Below are 18,543 nucleotides of genomic sequence, written 5' to 3'. Positions count from 1 at the left end.
CGGGGCGCTCACCAGGTGGCTCCCGGGTGCTTGCGGGCCAGCGACTGCATCTCGGCCAGGATGTAGCCGAGCTGCTCGTGCGGCTCGCCGCGCCGGCCGCCGGTGCTGCTGGGCTGCACGTCCGGCACGGTCAGGTCCGCTTCGTCGAACACGGCGGCGACGTCGGCGTCGAAGCCGGCGCGCAGCTGGGAGGGGCGGACGGCGACGCCGTCGAGCTGGTCGATCAGCTCGTCGTCCTCGAAGAGCTCGTCCACGTACGGCCACACGACGCTCAGCCCGTGCTCGAGCCGGCGCCGGGACTCCTCCGTGCCAAGGGCCAGCCGTAGCACCCACTGGGCCGCGTGGTCGCGGTGGTAGTCGACCTCCTTGAGCGCCTTGGCCGCGATGGCGGCCAGCGTGGCGTCGGTCGAGGCGGAGAGCCGCGTGTACAGGCCGTGCTGGTAGCAGGCGACGACGAGCTGCCGGGCGATGGTCTGCCCGAAGTCGCCGTTCTCCAGCGCCACGATCCACGCGGCCCGGAACTCCTCCTCGTCGCGGAAGTAGGCGAGCTCGTCCTCCGTCTTGCCCCACGCGGTGCCCGCGTAGGTGAGGAAGGAGCGGGCGTGGCCGATCTGGTCGAGGGCGATGTTGGCCAGCGCCATGTCCTCCTCGAGCTCGGGTGCCCGCGAGATCCACCAGCCCAGACGCTGGGCGAGGATCAGGGCGTCGTCGCCGAGGCGCAGCGCGTACTGCGCGACGGGCTCGGACGCGGTGGCACCGGAGGCGGCGATGTCCTCGGGAGTGAGGGCGTCACCGACGGAGATCCGGGTGGCGGAGTCGTTCGACATGGGATTCCTCGGGGTCGGCGGAACGGGTGCGGGCTCGACGGGGGCGGGAGCCCGGCGTCAGAGGTGCTTCACACCCTCGCTGCGCGTGTAGTAGGTGGCGTGCCGGTAGGCCTTGCCGGCGGCGGACTCGAAGAACGCGCCCTTGGCGTCCGGGTCCGACGCGGTGATCGCGTCCGCGGGGACGACCCACACGGACGTGCCCTCGTTGCGGCGGGTGTACAGGTCACGGCCGTTGCGGACCGCCATGGTGGCGTCCGGCGCGTGCAGGGAACCGGCGTGGACGTGGGACAGGCCCCGGGACGGGCGGACGAAGACCTCCCAGAGGGGCCACTCGCGGGCGTCCTGCTCGTCGGCGCTGTTCGGCTGCGACATGCTCAGGCTCCGATCAGCTCGGTCGACTGGCGGCCGGCGGTCCGGGCGGCGTAGGCCTTCGCGGCCTCCCGCACCCAGGCGCCGTCCTCGTGGGCGGCACGACGGCGTTCGAGGCGCTGGGTGTTGCAGGGCCCGCGCCCGGCGAGCACCTCCTTGAACTCGTCCCAGTCGAGTTCGCCGAAGTCGTAGTGGCCGCGCTCCTCGTTCCACTTCAGGTCCGGGTCGGGCAGGGTCAGGCCCAGCACCTCGGCCTGCGGCACGATCATGTCGACGAAGCGCTGCCGCAGCTCGTCGTTGCTGAACCGCTTGACGTTCCACTTCATGGACTGCACCGAGTTCGGGGAGTCGCCGTCCGGCGGGCCGAACATCATCAGGGCCGGGGCGTAGGTGCGGTCGACGGCGTCCTGCGCCATCTGCTTCTGCGCCGGGGTGCCGTTGGACAGCTCGAGCAGGATCTCGAAGCCCTGCCGCTGGTGGAAGGACTCCTCCTTGCAGATGCGCACCATGGCGCGACCGTACGGGCCGTAGGAGGCGCGGCACAGCGGCACCTGGTTGCAGATCGCGGCGCCGTCGACCAGCCAGCCGATCGCGCCCATGTCCGCCCAGGTGCGGGCCGGGTAGTTGAAGATCGAGGAGTACTTGGCCTTGCCGTCGATCAGCTGCTGCATCATCTCGTCGCGCGTGGTGCCCAGGGTCTCGGCGGCCGAGTAGAGGTAGAGCCCGTGGCCGGCCTCGTCCTGCACCTTCGCCATCAGGATGGCCTTGCGCTTGAGGGAGGGGGCGCGGGTGATCCAGTTGCCCTCCGGCTGCATGCCGATGATCTCGGAGTGCGCGTGCTGGGAGATCTGGCGGGTCAGGCTCTTGCGGTACTTGTCCGGCATCCAGTCCCGCGGTTCGATCCGTGAGTCCTGCTCGATGATGCGGTCGAATGCCGCCTGGCCCTCGCCGTCGACGGCGGTCTCGTCGCTGGCGACGGCGCGGAGCGTCTGATCTGCCGTGGCAGCCATGTTCATCACCTCGTGGTTGTCGGCGGGTCGGGCGGTCGGTGGTGCCGAATCGAATTACCGACCGTTCGTTCAGGATATGCGTGACGTGAGGCACCGTCAAGACGCCCGGGGCGCCGGCAGCCCCTCGACCCGACGTGTGTCCGGACGTGCCGCCCGTCTAGGATGAACGCACCATGCCAGCCAGCGCGGAGGGACTCTCATGAATCAGGTGTCCGGGGTCGGAGTCAGTGCCGGACGAGTGGTCGGGACCGTGCTGAAGATGGCACCGCCCGTGTCCGCACCGCCCGAGGGCGAGCGGCTGGCGGACGGCGCGGACGCCGCCGCCGAGGCCGCGCGGATCAAGGAGGCCGCCGGCGTCGTGAAGGCGAAGCTGCAGGAGCGCGCCGCCGCCGCGACCGGGGACTCGAAGAAGGTGCTCGAGGCGACGGCGATGATGGCGGCCGACCCGGCCCTGACGAAGGACGCCGCCAAGCGCGTCACGGACGCCGGCTCCAGCCCCGCGCGCGCCGTCTGGGACGCCGCCGAGAAGGTCGCCGACATGCTCAAGAGTCTCGGCGGGTACATGGCCGAGCGCGCCAACGACATCTACGACGTCCGCAACCGCATCGTCGCGGAGCTGCGTGGCGAGCAGCCCCCGGGCGTGCCGACCTCCACCACCCCGTTCGTGCTCGTGGCCGTCGACCTGGCCCCCGCGGACACCGCTACCCTCGATCCGGCCCTGGTGCAGGCGCTGGTGACCAGCGAGGGCGGCCCGCAGTCCCACACGGCCATCCTCGCCCGGCAGCTGGGCCTGCCCGCCATCGTCGCCGCCCATGGTGCGGACCAGATCGCCGAGGGCGCCGAGGTCTTCGTCGACGGCGCCGCCGGCACGGTGACCCTCGAGGTCGGGGACACCGAGCGCCAGTACGCGGCCACCTGGGCCGAGCGCGCCGCCAATCCGAGCGTGTTCAACGGCGTCGGGAAACTGGCGGACGGATTCTCCGTGCCGCTGCTGGCGAACATCGGCAATGCGAAGGACGCGAAGAAGGCGGCGGCCGCGAACGCCGAGGGCGTCGGGCTGTTCCGCACCGAGTTCCTCTTCCTCGACCAGGCGGACGAGCCGCCCGTGGACGTGCAGGTCAAGCAGTACGCGGACGTCTTCGCGGAGTTCCCGGGCAAGAAGGTCGTCATCCGCACGCTCGACGCCGGCGCGGACAAGCCTCTGCCGTTCGTCACCGACGACACCGAGCCGAACCCCGCCCTGGGCGTGCGTGGCTACCGCACGTCCTGGCACTACCCCGACGTGCTGACCAACCAGCTGACGGCGATCGCGCGGGCCGCGGACGCCAGCGAGGCCGACGTGTGGGTGATGGCGCCCATGATTGCCACCGCCGCCGAGTCCGCCGATTTCGCGAAGCAGTGCACCGACGCGGGCATCAAGCGGCCCGGCATCATGATCGAGATCCCGGCCGCGGCGCTGACCGCCGACAGGCTGCTGACGGACGCCACCTTCGCCAGCATCGGCACCAACGACCTGACCCAGTACACGATGGCGGCCGATCGGCAGCTCGGTTCGCTCGCCGAGCTGAACGACCCATGGCAGCCCGGGCTTCTGGCACTCGTCAAGGCGTCGGTCGACGGCGCCACCGTGGCGGGTTCGCACGTCGAGGTGGACCCCGCCACCGTCGACGCCGACCATCGGGGCGACCCGGTGCGGCCGATCGGCGTCTGCGGGGAAGCCGCGGGCGACCCGGCCCTGGCCGTCGTCCTCGTCGGCCTCGGTGTGAGCACCCTGTCGATGACGCCGCGCAGCCTGGCGAACGTCGCGGAGATCCTCGCCTCGGTGACGAAGGAGGATGCCCGCCGGATCGCCCGGATCGCGCTCGACGCCCCGTCCGCCGCCGAGGCGAAGGCCGGGGTGCGGGCGGAGATCCCGCTGCTGGAGGAACTGGGCCTGTAGGACCACCGCGCAGCCCGCTGTCTGCCGACTCCGGCTCGCACCCTGTCCCACGCATCACCCGGCTTGTTCGGGCTGGAGCGCTCCAGCCCGAGCAACCTGGTGGATGTCCGGGACCAGGTGCGGCAGGACCGAAGCAAAGCTCCCCAGACGCCGCATGGCCGGCACCCCGCGGGGTACCGGCCATGCGCGTTCGTGCAGTGGACTACTCGGCGTCGAGGTCCCGGCTCAGCAGGGCGACGAGCGCGTCCAGCGACTCCTCGGCACCGTCACCCTCCGCGCGGAGCGTGACCTCCTCGCCGTGCTCGGCCCCGAGGGTCATCAGGGAGAGGATGCTGGCCGCAGGCACCGCCTCGACGCCGGCCTTCTCGATGGTCACTTCCGCCGGCTGCTCACCGGCGGCCTGCGCGAAGATCGCGGCAGGACGGGCGTGCAGTCCGGACGAGCTGGCGATCTTGACGGAACGCTCGGGCATGGTCTACCTCCGTGGTCGAATTGACGTCGTACGTGGTGGGACTGGTTCGAAACTATCGGGCCTGGCGGTCCCGGACAAGCGAGGCGACCCGCTCGTACAGGGCGTCCTCGGGCGTCAGACCGGTGACCTGCGCGACGACGTCCTCGGCCGTCGCGGACGAGAGCAGCTGCTGCAGCTGAACGGCCTCGGCGTCCTCGGGAACGTCGAACCGCAGGGCCGCGGCCATCGCCGCCTCCAGCGCCGCCGTCGAGAGGCCGCGCTCGGCTGCCTCGGCCGCCGGCCCGACGAACCGCTCGTGCCGGCTCAGCTTGCGCAGGGGCGCCCGCCCGACCCGCTCCACCGTGTCCGGCAGGTGCGGGTTGGCGAACCGGCCCAGGATCTTCTCGACGTAGGCCTGCTGCTGGTCCTCGCTGAACCCGTGCTTGGCCACGAGCAGCGCCTTGGTCTCCTGCAGCACGGCGTTCACCGAGTCCCGGATGGTCGGGTCGGCGAGGGCGTCCGAGATCTTGTGCACCCCGGCCGCGTAGCCGAAGTAGGCGCTCGTCGCGTGCCCGGTGTTGACCGTGAACAGCTTCCGCTCGATGTACGGCGCGAGGTCGTCGACCCAGGTGACCCCGGGGATCTCCGGCTCCTCGCCACCGAACGGCGTGCGGTCGATGGCCCACTCGAAGAAGGTCTCCACCGTCACGTCCAGGCCGGCGTCCGGATCCTGGGCGGGCACGATCCGGTCGACCGCGGTGTTCGCGAAGATCGCGCGGGCATCCAGGTCGTCCCCGGTGTAGTTCTTCCGGATCTCGGCGGCGAGGATGTCGGTCGCGTTGATCGCGTTCTCGCACGCCATCACCGCCACCCGCGGCGCGTCGGCGCTGCGGGCGGCGATGCCGGCGGCGATCACCGGGGCCACGAACTTGAGGATGTTCGGCCCGACGGCGGTGGTGACGACGTCCGCCCCCGCGATCTGCTCGACGACGCCGGCTTCGTTGGTGCCCGAGTTGAGGGCGGAGTAGCCGTCGACCGTGTGGGTCGCGGACTCCTCGCCGACCTCGTGCACCCGGTAGCTCGGCGTGGCGTCGAGCGCGTCGATCAGAGGCGCCGCGACGTCGGCGAACACGAGCTCGTACCCGGCGTTGTGCAGCAGCAGCCCGACGAAGCCGCGGCCGATGTTGCCCGCGCCGAAGTGGACCGCCCTCACGCGTTGTTCACCTTCTCGAAGATGTCCAGGACCTCGCGGGCGGACCCCGCCTGCTCCAGCCGGGCCACCTGCTCCTTGTCCGAGAACACCTTCGCGATCGAGGACAGGATGTTCAGGTGCTCGTTGTTCCGGCCCGCGATGCCGACGACGAACTTGACCGGCTTGCCGTTCCAGTCGATGCCCTCGGGGTAGCGGACGAAGGAGATCGCCGACCGCTGGATGAACCCCTTGGCCTCGTTGGTGCCGTGCGGGATGGCCAGGAAGTTGCCCATGTAGGTCGGGACGGACCGCTCGCGGTCGTGCATGGCCGCGACGTAGTCGCCGGTGACGGCGCCCGAGTCGACCAGCAGCTTGCCGGACTCCTCGATCGCCGCGGCCTGGCTGGTCGCGGAACCGTCGAGCACGATGCTGCGCTCGGCGAGGATGCCGTCGTCGTTGCCGGCCGCGGCGCGCGGAGCGTCGTCCGGAGCGACCCAGGTGCCGGCCGCGGCACCCGCTGCGCCACCCGCCGCCGCAGCGGCGGGGGCGCCGGTGACGGTGTCGCCCGCGCCGGACGTGCCGGCCCCGGCGGTCGGGGCCAGCCCGGACTGCTCGGCGGTCCGCCCGTCGGTGGGAGCCGACCACACGTCGCCGCCCGCCGGGGCGGTCCCGGCCGTATCCGTGGCGGCGCCGCCGTCCCGGTTGGTCTGCTCCAGCAGCTCGACGATCTCGTCGTACCGCGGGCTGCCCATGAAGTTGTCGACGGTCACGTGCTGGGCCGACGGTGTCTTCGGTTCGGCCCGGACGGCCAGGTCCTGGTGCACGACGACCAGGTCGTACGTGTCGGTCAGGTTGGCGATCGAGGCGTTGGTGACCTTGACGTCGGTGAAGCCCGCCGCCTTGATCTTGTTGCGCAGCACCGAGGCGCCCATCGCGGAGGACCCCATGCCGGCGTCGCACGCGAAGACGATGGAGTTGATGGTGCCCTGGGCGGTCGCGACGCCGCCGCCGGTCAGCGTGGAGGCGACGGAGCTCTTCTTGCCCTTCATGGCCTCCATCCGGGCGGTGGCGTCGCCGAGGTCTCCCTCACCCTTGTCCTTGCTGGTGCGCAGGATGATCGAGGCGATCAGGAAGGAGACGGCCGCCGCGAGGATGACGGAGAGGATGACACCGATGTAGCTGTCACTCGCCGTCGCCGCCAGCACCGCGAGGATCGACCCCGGCGCCGCGGGAGAGCGCAGGCCCGAGTTGAAGATGACGTTGGTCAGGATGCCGGTCGCACCACCGCAGATCGTGGCGACGATCAGGATCGGCTTGGCCAGGATGTACGGGAAGTAGATCTCGTGGATGCCGCCGATGAACTGGATGACGGCCGCGCCGCCCGCGGAAGCCTTCGCCGCACCGCGGCCGAACACCATGTAGGCCAGCAGCAGCCCGAAGCCCGGGCCGGGGTTGGCCTCGAGCAGGAACAGGATGGACTTGCCGGTCTGCACGGACTGCTCGGTACCGAGCGGGGTGAGGATGCCGTGGTTGACGGCGTTGTTCAGGAACAGCACCTTGGCCGGCTCGATCAGGATCGACGTCAGCGGCAGGATATGCGCGCCGACCAGCCACTCGACCACGTTGGCCGCGATGGAGGTGAGGAACTCGACCACCGGGCCGATCACCCAGAACGCGAAGAACGCCATGATCGCGCCGAGGATGCCGGCCGAGAAGTTGTTGACGAGCATCTCGAAGCCCGGCTTGATCTTCCCGTCCCAGATGGAATCGACGAGCTTCATCACCCACGCGGTCAGCGGGCCCATGATCATCGCGCCGATGAACATCGGGATGTCCGTGCCGACGATGACGCCCATCGCGGCGATGGCGCCCACGACGCCACCGCGGACGTCGTAGATCATCTTGCCGCCGGTGTAGGCGATCAGCAGCGGCAGCAGATAGGTGATCATGGGGCCCACGAGGCCCGTCCAGGGCACCTCGGCGCCGTCGACCGTGTGGGTGCCGAAGCCACCGAGCTGCGGGACCGGGGTGAAGCCCTTCTCGATGAAGAGGGCGGTGATGATGCCCCAGGCGATGAAAGCGCCGATGTTCGGCATGATCATGCCCGAGAGGAAGGTGCCGAATCGCTGGACGTGCGCGCGTGCGTTGACGCCGCGCGACCTCTCGATTGTCGTTGCCATGGTTCCCTCTCAACGGTCTGCCCGCTGCGTTGCGGGGTGACGGGTCGATCTGCTGGTTGCGGGTGATGCTCAGGTCGTGGTGGGGTGCGTGATGCGCTGCAGCCATTCGAGGAACAGGCGCATCTCGCTGCTGGAGAGCTGCTCGGGATGCGACGCCTGCAGGGTCGCGTTCAGAGCGATGGCCGCCACCACGTAGGACGGCTGCTCGGGGTTGTCGGGGTCGGATCGGGTCGGGACACCGTCGGCGAGGACGGCGGAGATGGCACCGTCCCGGCTCAGCTCGCTCAGCCCCATGGAGCGGCGCTGCGCCGGCTCGGCGATGAGCATCAGCGTCACCCCCACATTGGCGGCGAGGATGCTCCTCGCCGCCTGCCGCGGGGGTACCACCAGCAGACCCAGCCGGGCGGCGTTCTGCAGGATTCCCTCCAGCACCGCCTCCGTCTCGATGACGATGGCGGGCCGCTGCTCGGGCCGGACGTTGCCGAACATCACCGAGTAGACGTCGGGTTGCTCGAGTCCGAACTGCACGTGGGCGTCCCAGAACCGGCGCACGTCCTCCACCGGGTCGTCCGAGACACCCAGACCGCGTTCCCGGGCGAGGTACTGCTCGAACCCCCGGGCGACGACGGCGTCCAGCAGGCCTTCCTTGTCACCGAAGTGGTGGTACAGGGTCGGCGCCTTCACCCCGGCCAGATCGGTGATCTGACGGGTGGAGACGGGCCCACCCTGCGCCCGGGTGAGCAGGATCGTCGCAGCCTGGATCAGGCGCTCGCGCGCGGGAAGGCTGTGGTCGACGCTGCTCACGGCGATACAGTAACACCTGTAGCGGCGCTATATGGCCCGCCTCACATCGAGCACGCCCAGGCGGGCCGCCATCCGTCGTCACGCGGTTGACATCGCCGCCTCGATCGGATTACCTAATGAACATTCGGTAATTAAAGGTGAGAGGGATCACATGGCCGAGGGCACGCCCACACTCGAGCAACTGGCCGAGCACCACGAGATCCTTCGGGACGACTTCGCCTCCGAGTGGATGGGCATCGACGTCGTCGAGGTCGCCGACGGTCGCGCCGTCATCACCATGGACCTGCGGCGCGAGATGCTCAACGGCTTCGGCATGGCCCACGGCGGCATGATCTTCGCCTTCGCCGACACCGCGTTCGCCTTGGCCTGCAACGACGTGGCCGGCAGCGACGAGACCATCACGGTCGCCTCGGGTGCCGACGTCACCTTCATCCGCTCCGCCCAGCAGGGGCAGACGCTCACGGCCACCGCCGTTCGCCGGGCGACCGCCGGGCGCAGCGGCCTGTACGACGTGACGATCACCGCCGCCGGTCCCGACGGCGAGGACCAGCTGATCGCCGAGTTCCGCGGCCGGAGCCGCACCATCCCCCAGCCCGCCCGCCGCCGGAGCTGAGCCCCAGCCCCGGCGCGACGGCGCATCGACGACAAGCGAAGGAGCCTGTTGTGACGGCCACCGCCACTGACACCACCACCAATCCGGAGGGTCTCGACCGCGAGGAGACCATCAGCCGCGACGAGCTCGAGGCCCTGCAGCTGGCCCGGCTCCAGCAGACGGTGCGCTCGGCGTACGAGAACGTTCCGCTGTACACGCGCAAGTTCGACGAGGCCGGTGTCCACCCGGACGACCTCAAGGAGCTCGAGGACCTGCGGAAGTTTCCGTACACCACCAAGGCCGACCTGCGGGAGGCCTACCCGTTCGGCATGTTCGCCGTGCCGATGAACCAGGTGGTCCGGGTGCACGCGTCGTCGGGCACCACCGGCCGGCCCACTGTCGTCGGCTACACGCGTCAGGACATCGACACCTGGGCCACCATGGTCGCCCGCTGCCTGCGCCTCTCGGGCGTCCGGCCCGGTGACATCCTGCAGAACTCCTACGGATACGGCCTGTTCACCGGCGGCCTCGGCGCGCATTACGGCGCCGAGAAGCTCGGCTGCACCGTCGTGCCGATGTCGGGCGGGCAGACCGAGAAGCAGATCCAGATGATCCAGGATTTCGAGCCGCGCGCCATTCTGTGCACGCCGACCTACCTGCTCACCATCATGGACGCGATGCGGACCAAGGGCATCGATCCGCGCAGCACCTCGCTGAAGGTCGCGGTGCTGGGCGCGGAGCCGTGGACGGCGGAGATGCGGCGCGAGCTCGAGGCCGGGTTCGACATCGACGCGTGCGACATCTATGGCCTCAGCGAGGTGATGGGACCCGGCGTCGCCGGCGAGTCGAACGAGACCAAGGACGGCGCCCACATCTGGGAGGACCACTTCCGCCCGGAGATCATCGACCCGTTCACGGACGATGTCCTCGCCGACGGGGAGCACGGCGAACTGGTGTTCACGTCGCTGACCAAGCAGGCCCTGCCGATCATCCGGTACCGGACCCGGGACCTGACCCGGCTGCTGCCCGGCACCGCACGCCCGTCCCACCGGCGGATGGGCCGGATCACCGGGCGCAGCGACGACATGATCATCCTGCGCGGGGTCAACATGTTCCCCAGTCAGATCGAGGAGATCGCGCTGCGGATCCCGGGCCTGAGCCCCCACTTCCAGCTGCACCTGACCCGGCCGAACCGGATGGATCAGCTCACGGTCAAGATCGAGCGGCGCGACGACTGCACGGTCGAGGACGCGCGGACGGCCGCGGCCGAACTCGGCCGGCAGATGAAGATCCACATCGGCTCGACGGCGACCATCGAGATCTGCGACCCGGGCTCGCTGGAGCGCTCCAGCGGCAAACTGCGCCGGATCTACGACCTTCGCGAGACCGGTCAGGCCTGAATCCCCGTGCGACACTGACTGCCATGCCTGAGACCACGCCCGCCCAGCCGCGCGCCGCGGCACGCACCGCCTCCCGCCCGTCGGCGCGGGGCGCGTCCCGGCGCGGCCGGCCGGGATACGACCAGCAGACCGTGCTGCGGATCGCCGTCGACGTCTTCAACCGGCACGGCTACGAGGCGACGTCGATGGGCCTGCTCGCGGACGAGCTCGGGGTCTCGAAGTCGGCGATCTACCACCACGTGCCCGGCAAGGAGGAGCTGCTGCGGCTCGCGCTGGAGCGGGCGCTGGGCGGGCTGGAATCGACGCTGCACCAGCCCGGCGCGACCACCGGGACCGCCGACGAGCGGCTCGAGTTCGTCGTCCGCGGCACGGTGAGCGTGCTCGTGGACGAGCTGCCGTTCGTCACCCTGCTGCTACGGCTGCGCGGCAACACGGAGATGGAGCGGCAGGCGCTCGAAAGACGCCGGTACTTCGACCGGCAGATCGCCGTCCTGGTGGAGCAGGCCAGCACGGAGGGATCCGTGCGCAGCGACGTCGCGCCGCGGGTCGCGAGTCGGCTGCTGTTCGGCACGATCAACTCGATCGTCGAGTGGTACCGGCCCGGCGGCGCGCTGAGCCAGCAGGAACTGGCCGACGACGTCGTCGCCATCCTCTTCGACGGGCTGCACGAGGGTCGCGAACGCCGGCCCGGACTGGACCGCGACCGCCGGGGCGTCATCGGACTCTGAGCGCTGCCGCCCCTGACAGCATCGAGGCGCTGACAACGGGGCCACCGGGGGCGTTGACTGGGGACATGGACACCACTGCACCCTCCCCGCAGGTCTGGCCCACCCTGCAGGCGCAGGACGCCCGCGGGCTGATCGACTACCTCGTCCGCGTCCTCGGCTTCGAGGAGACCGTCGCGTACCCCGACGACGACGGCACCATCGACCACGCGCAGCTGGACTGGCCCGAGGGCGGCGGCATCATGCTCGGCTCCCACAAGCCGGAGGGCCCGTTCACGCTGGAGCCGGGCACGTTCTCCGCCTACGTGGTCAGCGCCGACGTCGAGGGCCTGCACCGGCGCGCGGTCGAGGCCGGCGGCATCGACGTCTCCGAGCTGACCCGGACGGACTACGGCAGCACCGACTTCCGCGCCTCCGACCCGGAGGGCAACACCTGGACCTTCGGCACCTACCCCGGGGAACCGCGGAAGGGCTGAGGCGCGCGGCCGCGCTGCGCCCTACTCGGCACCCGTCGCCAGCGCGATCCGCACGTCGCGGGCGACCTGCACGGCCGAGGGCAGGTCCGAGTGGACGCAGACCGACGCGGGATGGACCGGGATGTCCGTGCCGTCCAGGGCGGTGACCGTTCCCCGCCGCACCGCCTGGAACACCCGTTCCCGCACGTCCTCCGGGCGACGCGGGCGGGGCGTGCGCTCGACCACGATCATGCCGTCGGGCCCGTAGTCGAGATCGACGTACAGCTCCGGGACGAACCGCACGCCGGCGTCGGCGCAGACCGACTCGTGAGCGGTTCCGGCCAGGCCGTAGACCGGCACGTCGTACTGTCGTGCGACATCGCAGATCGACCGCATCAGCTCCTCGTCGGTCGCGCACATGCCGAAGAGCGCCCCGTGCGGCTTGAGGTGATCCAGCGGCACGCCGTGCCGGTCGAGGAACCCCACCAGGGCCCCCACCTGGTAGCGCACCAGGTCGCGCCCCTCCGCCGCGGTGATCGCCATCGTGCGGCGCCCGAAGCCGGCGATGTCGGGCAGACCCGGATGCGCGCCGATGGTCACGCCCGCGGCCACCGCGGCCCGCACGGTCCGCTCCATCGTGCCGGGGTCCCCCGCGTGCATGCCGCAGGCGACGTTGACCGTGTCGACGATGTCGAGCAGCTCCTCGTCGTGTCCGAAGGCATGGATGCCGATGGACTCCCCGAGGTCCGAGTTGATGGTGACGGGTCCGGTCGTCATCGGTTACAGCTCCGGCGCGGACCAGCCGCGCAGGGTGTTCTCGGCCGCGGCGGCGAGCCGGAGCAGCTCGTGCTCCCCGTAGGGCGCGGCCATCAGCTCGAGCCCGACCGGCAGCCCGTCGGACGTGCGCCCCGCGGGCACCGTGACCGCCGGGAACAGGAGCTGGGACGCGATCACTGTGTTCGTCGGATAGGTCAGGCAGGTCCAGCGGTCGGCGAAGATGTCCTCGTGCGTGGGCGCCGGGAGCTTGGCGTCCGGGAACGCGATGGCATCCAGCCGGTGCTCGGCCATCACCCCGAGGACCTGCCGCTGGAATGCGCTTTGCGCGAGCACACGACTGACGTACTCGGCGTCCTGCAGCGGATCCTCAGGGCCGGCGACGATCGCCTCGAGGAGATCGAGCTTCTCGTGATACTGGCCGTCCTCCACGAGCTGCCGCATGGAGGCGATGCCCAGGCCGGGCCGCGCCGCGACGAACGCATTCATGTCCGCCTGCGACCGGGTCGTGTACAGGGACGTGAAGCCGACCTGCTCGTCGAGCTCGTCGATGGTGATGTCGACGAGCTCGGCCCCGGCGTCCCGCATGGACGCGAGCGCCGCCTGAACCGTCTCGGCGACGCGAGCACCATCGGGATCCGTGCCGTCCGGGAACGCCTGGCGCAGGACCCCGATCCGCTTGCCCGTCAGCGAGGCGCTCTCGAGCCCATCGGCGTAGGACCGCCCGGATCCCGCGACGACGGTGGCCGCCGTGTAGTCGTCGGCGGGGTCGAAACCGACCAGCACGTCGAGCAGGCGCGCCGCGTCCTGCACGGACCGGGTCATCGGTCCGGCCGTGTCCTGCGGCGTGACGAGGGAGGACATGCCTGCCCGGCTGATCAGACCGGGGGTCACACGCACGCCGACGAGTCCGCAGAAGGAGGCGGGCAGCCGGATCGATCCGCCCGTGTCCTCGCCGATGCCCACGAGGGCCAGGCCGGCGGCGACGGCCGCGGCGGTCCCGCTCGAGGAGCCCCCGGGATCCCGGGTGAGGTCGTACGGGTTCTTCGTGACGCCGCTGCGGGAGGACGTCGAGAACCATGAGGTGGCGAAGTCCGGCATGGTCGTCTTGCCGAGGATGATCGCGCCGGCGTCGCGCAGCCGTGCGATCGCCGTCGCGTCCCGTTCCGGCCGGTAGTCGCCCGACGCGGCGCTGCCGAAGGTCGTCGGAAGGTCCCTCGTCTCGATCTGGTCCTTGACCACGACCGGCACGCCGTGCAGCGGGCCGACGAGGCGGCCCTGCTCCGCCAGTTCGCGGTCGAGTCGCCGCGCCTCGTCGAGCGCGGTGGTGGAGACCGAGATGATCGCGTTCAGCTGCGGGCCCGACCGATCGATCTGTTCGATGCGTTCGAGGCAGGCTCGGACGAGGTCCTCGGTGGTGTAGTCCCCCGCGCGAAGGGCGGCGTGGACGTCGGCGATGGTCAGCCGGCCGGCGAGATCGGGAGTCGTCATGTCACGGTTCCTCACGGGAAATTCCCATTGTCCAACATTCAACATCCAAATTCTTACCTTGACTGCGGACCGCTGTAAAGAGTGTGCTTCCATGGAGCCGAGAGGAGGCCGCATGACGAGCTTCGAGCCGGAGCAGTTGGGGCGCAGGAACGCGTCGGGCCAGATCGCCCGGCAGCTGCGCAACGCCATCTCGCAGGGCGTGTGGCAACCGGGCGAACGGCTCCCGACCGAGCAGGAGCTCGCCGACACGTTCGACGTCGCCCGGGCGACCGCACGCGAGGGCCTCAAGCTGCTGTCGGCGACCGGCCTGGTCGTGTCGGCGCGCGGGAGCAACGGCGGGACCTTCGTCTCGCTGCCCGACGCGACGCACGTGGCCGAGCAGCTCAGCGACGCCATCCAGCTGTGGTACCGCGCCGGCAACGTCTCCGTCCATGACGTCGACGAGGCGCGCTGGGTGCTCGAGATGCACTGCGTCGAGCTCGCGGCACGCCGTCGCACCGACGCCGACCTGGCCGCGATCCGCCGACCGGTCGAGGCGTCGCGCGATCTGACGATGGACATGGCCGCCTGGCTCGACCTCGACCTCGAGTTCCACACCGCGATCACCAGGGCAGCGAAGAACAAGATCCTGGAGCTGGCGATGACGTCGGTGCACCTCGCCCGGCCCGCGACCAACTCGGTGTTCGTCGAGTACCTCGACCGCACGCTGGTCACCGAGCAGCACGACGCGATCTATCGGGCCATCGCGGCCTCGGATCCGCAGGGTGCCCAGACCGCGTTCCAGCGCCACGTCACCTACCTGGACCAGACGCGCCGCGAGGCCCTGGACGACACGAGCGCGGCCGATGTCCTCGTGGCGACGCTTCCCGAGCTGGGTCACTCCGCCGTGGTCGAGACCGACCCCTCCTCCTGACGGCCACGTCGCCCGCTCTCTGCGCGTGGCGCCGAGTGGACGGAAAACGCTGTCGAACCGCCGAATCGGCGCATCGTCCGTCCACTGGACGACCGAATCCCGCCGAGTGGACGGAAAGTGCGCTCCATGACGGTGCCGCACGACATCGTCCGTCCACTCGAGTGCGGGAGACCCCGGCACCCTTCGGGCCGGGACGCGGATCAGGCCCGGTCGAAGTCGATCTGGAAGTACACCAGCCGGCCCGCGCGGCGGACCTCGCGCATGCCGGCGCGGAGCATCACGGCCTGGGAGGCGATGTTGTCCGGCGTCGTCGTGGCCTTCACGGTGGCCACGCCGGCGTCCCGCGCGATCCGCAGCGCCTCGGTGACGGCCTCCTTGGCGTAGCCACGGCCGCGAGCGCCGGGCACCAGCCCGTAGCCGAACTCGACGACGCCGTCCTTGCTGGGCGGGCCGAAGAAGGCGACGCCGCCCACGAACCGGCCCGACTCCCGCTCGGTCACGTCGTAGACGCCGAACGGCCGGGTGTCGCCGACCTCGTCCCACATCTCCACGAAGGAGGTGAGCGCGCTGCGCTGGTCCATCACCGGGTACCCGGTGCCCCAGCGCTCCGCCTCGGGGATCTCCGCCGCGGCGCGCGCGGCGGCCTCGTCCCGGGTCAGGGCGTGCAGCGTGAGGCGTTCGGTCGTGACATCCACCGGACAAGTCTGCCGCGCCCGGGGTACCCGCTGTCCAATCGGGCCGGTTCCGCGCCGTTCGGTGACGAACCCGCTGCCGACCTCAGCCCTCCTTGGCCACCAGGGTGAGCACGTCGTACTGGGCGACGATCTCGTCGTTCTGGTTGTGGATGACGGCGTCCCAGCGCACCTCGCCGTATTCGTCGGTGACCCGCGGGGTGATCTGCTTGCAGGTCAGGGTCACCCGGATGGCGTCGTCATACGTGACCGGGGTGATGAACCGCAGGTTCTCCAGGCCGTAGTTGGCGAGCACCGGACCGGGCGCGGCGTCGACGAACAGGCCGGCCGCCCAGGAGACGAGCAGGTAGCCGTGGGCCACCCGGCGCGGGAAGAACGGGTTGGCGGTGGCCGCCTCCTCGTCCGTGTGGGCGTAGAACTTGTCACCCGTCGTCTCGGCGAAGTCGAGGATGTCCTGCAGGTGGACGGTGCGCAGGTCGGAAGCGAACTGGTCGCCGATCCGCAGGGTCGCCAGGGACTTGCGGAACGGGTGCTCGCCGGTGCCGGCGTCGACGTCGGCGCGGCTGACGGAGTTCACGGCGGCGCCGGCGTGCCAGACGCCGGTGACCGCGGTGAGCATGTCCGGGGAGCCCTGCACGGCGGTGCGCTGCATGTGGTGCTTGACGGCGCGGATGCCGCCGAGTTCCTCACCGCCACCGGCGCGGCCGGGCCCGCCGTGGATCAGGTGCGGGACCGGCGACCCGTGGCCGGTGGACGTCTTCGCGTCCTGGCGGTTGAGGATCAGCACGCGGCCGTGGTGGGCGGCGATGCCGGTGATCAGCGCGGTAGCGGTTGCGGGTTCGTTGGTGCAGACGGTGGCCACGAGCGAGCCCTGACCGAGGGCGGCGAGCCGGACGGCGTCGTCGACGTCGGTGTAGCCGAGCACCGAGGTGACCGGCCCGAAGGCCTCGACGCTGTGCGCCTGTTCGGTGTCCGCGTCGGCGAAGGTGAGCACGGTGGGCGGGAAGAAGGCGTCGGGGCCGTTCCCGTCGGGCGCCCCGCCGATGCGGACCTGCCCGCCGGCGGCCTCGAGGCGACGCACCGAGCGGGTGACCTCCTCGCGCTGGCCGACGGAGGCGAGCGCGCCCATCGTCGTGCCCTCGGTCCGCGGGTCGCCGATGACGACCTTCGCGAGCTTGCCGCGCAGCGCCTCGACGACGTCGTCCACGAGGGCCGCCGGGACGATGGTGCGCCGGATGGCCGTGCACTTCTGGCCGGCCTTGCTGGTGATCTCGGTGACGACCGAGCGGATGAACGCGTCGAACTCGGGCGTGCCCGGGGTGGCGTCGGGCGCGAGGATGGCCGCGTTGAGGGAATCCGTCTCCGCGGTGAAGCGGACGCCGCCGTCGGCGACCTGCGGGTGGGCCTTCAGCGACGCCGCGGTGCCGGCGGATCCGGTGAACGCGACCAGGTCGCGGTGGTCGAGGTGGTCCAGCAGGTCCCGCGCCGAGCCGGAGATCAGCTGCAGGGACCCGGCGGGCAGCAGCCCGGACTCGACCATCAGCCGCACGCAGGCCGCGGTGACGTACCCGGTGGGGGTCGCCGGCTTGACCAGCGTCGGCACGCCGGCGATGAAGGCCGGCGCGAACTTCTCGAGCATGCCCCAGACCGGGAAGTTGAAGGCGTTGATCTGCACCGCGACGCCGGGCAGGCGGGTGTAGATGTGCTCGCCGATGAAGGAGCCGTCGCGGGAGAGCGGCTCGACGGCGCCGTCGATCAGCACCTGGCTGTTGGGCAGCTCGCGACGGCCCTTGGAGGAGAAGGTGAAGAGCGTGCCGATACCCCCGTCGACGTCGACGAGGTTGTCCCTGTCCGTCGCGCCGGTGCGGTGGGAGAGCTCGTAGAGCTCGTCCTTGTGCGCGGTCAGATGCACCGCGAGTTCCTTGAGCTTCAGCGCCCGCTCGTGCAGGCTGAGCTCGCCGAGCGAGCGCTGGCCGACCGTGCGGGCGTGCTGGACGGCGGCGGCGACGTCGAGGCCGTCGGTACTGACACGGGCGACCGGCTCCCCCGTCGCGGCGTCGCGCACCTCGGTGCCGGCGACGTCGTCGGCGGGGTACCACCACGCGTCCTGCACGTAGCTGGCCACGAACTCGATGGCGGGGGCGGGTGCGGTCATCGTCGACGTTCCTTCCGGTTCCGTACGCGTCGGGCCGGGACCGCGCTCGATGTGAGCACGATGGCGTTACCGACCGATCGTTCAGTATTGTCAGCGTACAGGATGGGTGAGCGGGAGCACACCGGGAAGGGGAACGATGACCGAGTCAGCACAGGCACACGAGCCGTGGCAGATCACGCTCGGGGAGCTCGACGAGAAGATGGGCGTGCGGATCGTCGAGCAGTCGGCCGAACGCGTCGTGGCCACGATGCCGGTCGAGGGCAACCGCCAGTCCTTCGGGCTGCTGCACGGCGGGGCGTCCCTGGCCGTCGGCGAGGCGGTCGGCTCCTGGGCCGCGGTGATCCATGCGAGCACGATGGGCCGCAGCGCCGTCGGCGTCGATGTCTCCGCGACGCACCACCGCTCGGCCACCTCCGGCACCGTGACGATCACCGCGACGGCGATCTCCCTGGGCCGGACCATGACCAGTCACGAGGTCGTCATCACCGACGAGCAGGACCGCCGGCTCTGCACGCTGCGGATCACCAACCTCATCGTGGACAAGAAGTAGACCGGCCCGACCGGGACCCCCGCC

At 70.7% G+C, this 18,543-nt stretch carries 18 protein-coding genes; 7 read left to right on the top strand and 11 right to left on the bottom strand.

The annotated features are described in order from the left end of the window. Positions 1 to 8: 8 nt before the first annotated feature. From paaC to paaA, 3 genes are read right to left on the bottom strand one after another with little or no spacing between them, the layout of a single operon-like run. Positions 9 to 827 carry a 1,2-phenylacetyl-CoA epoxidase subunit PaaC gene (gene paaC / locus IEX22_RS02780; protein WP_188665940.1) on the bottom strand — a complete coding sequence of 273 codons (819 nt, stop codon included), beginning with the start codon at positions 825 to 827 and terminating at the stop codon, positions 9 to 11. 57 nt (positions 828 to 884) lie between these two features. After that, the gene (gene paaB, locus IEX22_RS02775; RefSeq protein WP_188665938.1) at positions 885 to 1,199 is read right to left on the bottom strand and encodes a 1,2-phenylacetyl-CoA epoxidase subunit PaaB; all 315 of its coding nucleotides are present in this window, start codon (positions 1,197 to 1,199) and stop codon (positions 885 to 887) included. 2 nt (positions 1,200 to 1,201) lie between these two features. After that, complete coding sequence (gene paaA, locus IEX22_RS02770) at positions 1,202 to 2,206, bottom strand: 1,2-phenylacetyl-CoA epoxidase subunit PaaA (RefSeq protein ID WP_188665936.1); 1,005 nt, start codon at positions 2,204 to 2,206, stop codon at positions 1,202 to 1,204. 199 nt (positions 2,207 to 2,405) lie between these two features. On the opposite strand from paaA, the gene ptsP reads away from it, so the two are divergent. After that, a complete protein-coding gene (gene ptsP / locus IEX22_RS02765) occupies positions 2,406 to 4,145 on the top strand; it encodes a phosphoenolpyruvate--protein phosphotransferase (RefSeq protein WP_188665934.1) in 1,740 nt (579 codons plus the stop codon). 202 nt (positions 4,146 to 4,347) lie between these two features. On the opposite strand, the gene IEX22_RS02760 is transcribed toward ptsP, so the two are convergent. The 4 genes from IEX22_RS02760 to IEX22_RS02745 form a co-directional block, all read right to left on the bottom strand. Further along, complete coding sequence (locus IEX22_RS02760; RefSeq protein WP_076700857.1) at positions 4,348 to 4,617, bottom strand: HPr family phosphocarrier protein; 270 nt, start codon at positions 4,615 to 4,617, stop codon at positions 4,348 to 4,350. 52 nt (positions 4,618 to 4,669) lie between these two features. Beyond that, positions 4,670 to 5,809, bottom strand: a complete 1,140-nt coding sequence (locus IEX22_RS02755) for a mannitol-1-phosphate 5-dehydrogenase (RefSeq protein WP_188665932.1) — start codon at positions 5,807 to 5,809, stop codon at positions 4,670 to 4,672. Continuing rightward, on the bottom strand, positions 5,806 to 7,968 hold the full coding sequence (locus IEX22_RS02750; RefSeq protein WP_188665930.1) for a PTS mannitol transporter subunit IICBA: 2,163 nt from the start codon (positions 7,966 to 7,968) through the stop codon (positions 5,806 to 5,808). The genes IEX22_RS02755 and IEX22_RS02750 overlap by 4 nt, the downstream gene beginning before the upstream one ends. 69 nt (positions 7,969 to 8,037) lie before the next feature. Then, positions 8,038 to 8,772, bottom strand: a complete 735-nt coding sequence (locus IEX22_RS02745; RefSeq protein WP_229659707.1) for a TetR/AcrR family transcriptional regulator — start codon at positions 8,770 to 8,772, stop codon at positions 8,038 to 8,040. A gap of 151 nt (positions 8,773 to 8,923) precedes the next feature. Between IEX22_RS02745 and IEX22_RS02740 the strand changes: the two genes are divergently transcribed. The 4 genes from IEX22_RS02740 (at position 8,924) to IEX22_RS02725 (ending at position 11,965) form a co-directional block, all read left to right on the top strand. Next, positions 8,924 to 9,385 carry a hotdog fold thioesterase gene (locus IEX22_RS02740; protein ID WP_188665929.1) on the top strand — a complete coding sequence of 154 codons (462 nt, stop codon included), beginning with the start codon at positions 8,924 to 8,926 and terminating at the stop codon, positions 9,383 to 9,385. Positions 9,386 to 9,435: 50 nt separating this feature from the next. Beyond that, the gene (paaK, locus tag IEX22_RS02735) at positions 9,436 to 10,764 is read left to right on the top strand and encodes a phenylacetate--CoA ligase PaaK (RefSeq protein WP_188665928.1); all 1,329 of its coding nucleotides are present in this window, start codon (positions 9,436 to 9,438) and stop codon (positions 10,762 to 10,764) included. A 23-nt stretch (positions 10,765 to 10,787) separates the two neighbouring features. Next, positions 10,788 to 11,492 carry a TetR/AcrR family transcriptional regulator gene (locus tag IEX22_RS02730; protein ID WP_188665927.1) on the top strand — a complete coding sequence of 235 codons (705 nt, stop codon included), beginning with the start codon at positions 10,788 to 10,790 and terminating at the stop codon, positions 11,490 to 11,492. A gap of 65 nt (positions 11,493 to 11,557) precedes the next feature. Next, positions 11,558 to 11,965, top strand: coding sequence for a VOC family protein (locus IEX22_RS02725; RefSeq protein ID WP_188665926.1), 408 nt, complete (start codon positions 11,558 to 11,560; stop codon positions 11,963 to 11,965). A gap of 21 nt (positions 11,966 to 11,986) precedes the next feature. Here the strand turns inward: IEX22_RS02725 and IEX22_RS02720 are convergent, their stop codons facing one another. After that, the gene (locus tag IEX22_RS02720) at positions 11,987 to 12,721 is read right to left on the bottom strand and encodes a 5-oxoprolinase subunit PxpA (protein ID WP_188665925.1); all 735 of its coding nucleotides are present in this window, start codon (positions 12,719 to 12,721) and stop codon (positions 11,987 to 11,989) included. Positions 12,722 to 12,724: 3 nt separating this feature from the next. Next, positions 12,725 to 14,209, bottom strand: coding sequence for an amidase (locus IEX22_RS02715; RefSeq protein WP_188665924.1), 1,485 nt, complete (start codon positions 14,207 to 14,209; stop codon positions 12,725 to 12,727). A 112-nt stretch (positions 14,210 to 14,321) separates the two neighbouring features. Between IEX22_RS02715 and IEX22_RS02710 the strand changes: the two genes are divergently transcribed. Continuing rightward, a complete protein-coding gene (locus IEX22_RS02710) occupies positions 14,322 to 15,122 on the top strand; it encodes a FadR/GntR family transcriptional regulator (RefSeq protein WP_188665923.1) in 801 nt (266 codons plus the stop codon). A gap of 200 nt (positions 15,123 to 15,322) precedes the next feature. Here IEX22_RS02710 and IEX22_RS02705 read toward each other — a convergent pair whose 3' ends face one another. Both IEX22_RS02705 and paaZ read right to left on the bottom strand, forming a co-directional pair. Further along, on the bottom strand, positions 15,323 to 15,817 hold the full coding sequence (locus tag IEX22_RS02705; protein WP_188665922.1) for a GNAT family N-acetyltransferase: 495 nt from the start codon (positions 15,815 to 15,817) through the stop codon (positions 15,323 to 15,325). An 82-nt stretch (positions 15,818 to 15,899) separates the two neighbouring features. Next, positions 15,900 to 17,969 carry a phenylacetic acid degradation bifunctional protein PaaZ gene (paaZ, locus tag IEX22_RS02700; RefSeq protein WP_188665920.1) on the bottom strand — a complete coding sequence of 690 codons (2,070 nt, stop codon included), beginning with the start codon at positions 17,967 to 17,969 and terminating at the stop codon, positions 15,900 to 15,902. A 136-nt stretch (positions 17,970 to 18,105) separates the two neighbouring features. Between paaZ and IEX22_RS02695 the strand changes: the two genes are divergently transcribed. Beyond that, complete coding sequence (locus IEX22_RS02695; RefSeq protein WP_188665919.1) at positions 18,106 to 18,519, top strand: PaaI family thioesterase; 414 nt, start codon at positions 18,106 to 18,108, stop codon at positions 18,517 to 18,519. Positions 18,520 to 18,543 lie beyond the last annotated feature (24 nt).

Origin of the sequence: Tersicoccus solisilvae (assembly GCF_014643255.1) — a bacterium.
Classification (GTDB): Bacteria; Actinomycetota; Actinomycetes; order Actinomycetales; family Micrococcaceae; genus Tersicoccus; species Tersicoccus solisilvae.
Note: the sequence above shows the minus strand (reverse complement) of the source record. Positions and strands in the feature narration are given on the sequence as shown.

Excerpts from the sequence above, each read along its gene's own strand:
- paaC (WP_188665940.1), bottom strand. The coding sequence starts at position 827 with ATGTCGAACGACTCCGCCACCCGGATCTCCGTCGGTGACGCCCTCACT.
- paaB (WP_188665938.1), bottom strand. The coding sequence starts at position 1,199 with ATGTCGCAGCCGAACAGCGCCGACGAGCAGGACGCCCGCGAGTGGCCC.
- paaA (WP_188665936.1), bottom strand. The coding sequence starts at position 2,206 with ATGGCTGCCACGGCAGATCAGACGCTCCGCGCCGTCGCCAGCGACGAG.
- ptsP (WP_188665934.1), top strand. The coding sequence starts at position 2,406 with ATGAATCAGGTGTCCGGGGTCGGAGTCAGTGCCGGACGAGTGGTCGGG.
- IEX22_RS02760 (WP_076700857.1), bottom strand. The coding sequence starts at position 4,617 with ATGCCCGAGCGTTCCGTCAAGATCGCCAGCTCGTCCGGACTGCACGCC.
- IEX22_RS02750 (WP_188665930.1), bottom strand. The coding sequence starts at position 7,968 with ATGGCAACGACAATCGAGAGGTCGCGCGGCGTCAACGCACGCGCGCAC.
- IEX22_RS02740 (WP_188665929.1), top strand. The coding sequence starts at position 8,924 with ATGGCCGAGGGCACGCCCACACTCGAGCAACTGGCCGAGCACCACGAG.
- IEX22_RS02730 (WP_188665927.1), top strand. The coding sequence starts at position 10,788 with ATGCCTGAGACCACGCCCGCCCAGCCGCGCGCCGCGGCACGCACCGCC.
- IEX22_RS02725 (WP_188665926.1), top strand. The coding sequence starts at position 11,558 with ATGGACACCACTGCACCCTCCCCGCAGGTCTGGCCCACCCTGCAGGCG.
- IEX22_RS02720 (WP_188665925.1), bottom strand. The coding sequence starts at position 12,721 with ATGACGACCGGACCCGTCACCATCAACTCGGACCTCGGGGAGTCCATC.
- IEX22_RS02715 (WP_188665924.1), bottom strand. The coding sequence starts at position 14,209 with ATGACGACTCCCGATCTCGCCGGCCGGCTGACCATCGCCGACGTCCAC.
- IEX22_RS02710 (WP_188665923.1), top strand. The coding sequence starts at position 14,322 with ATGACGAGCTTCGAGCCGGAGCAGTTGGGGCGCAGGAACGCGTCGGGC.
- paaZ (WP_188665920.1), bottom strand. The coding sequence starts at position 17,969 with ATGACCGCACCCGCCCCCGCCATCGAGTTCGTGGCCAGCTACGTGCAG.
- IEX22_RS02695 (WP_188665919.1), top strand. The coding sequence starts at position 18,106 with ATGACCGAGTCAGCACAGGCACACGAGCCGTGGCAGATCACGCTCGGG.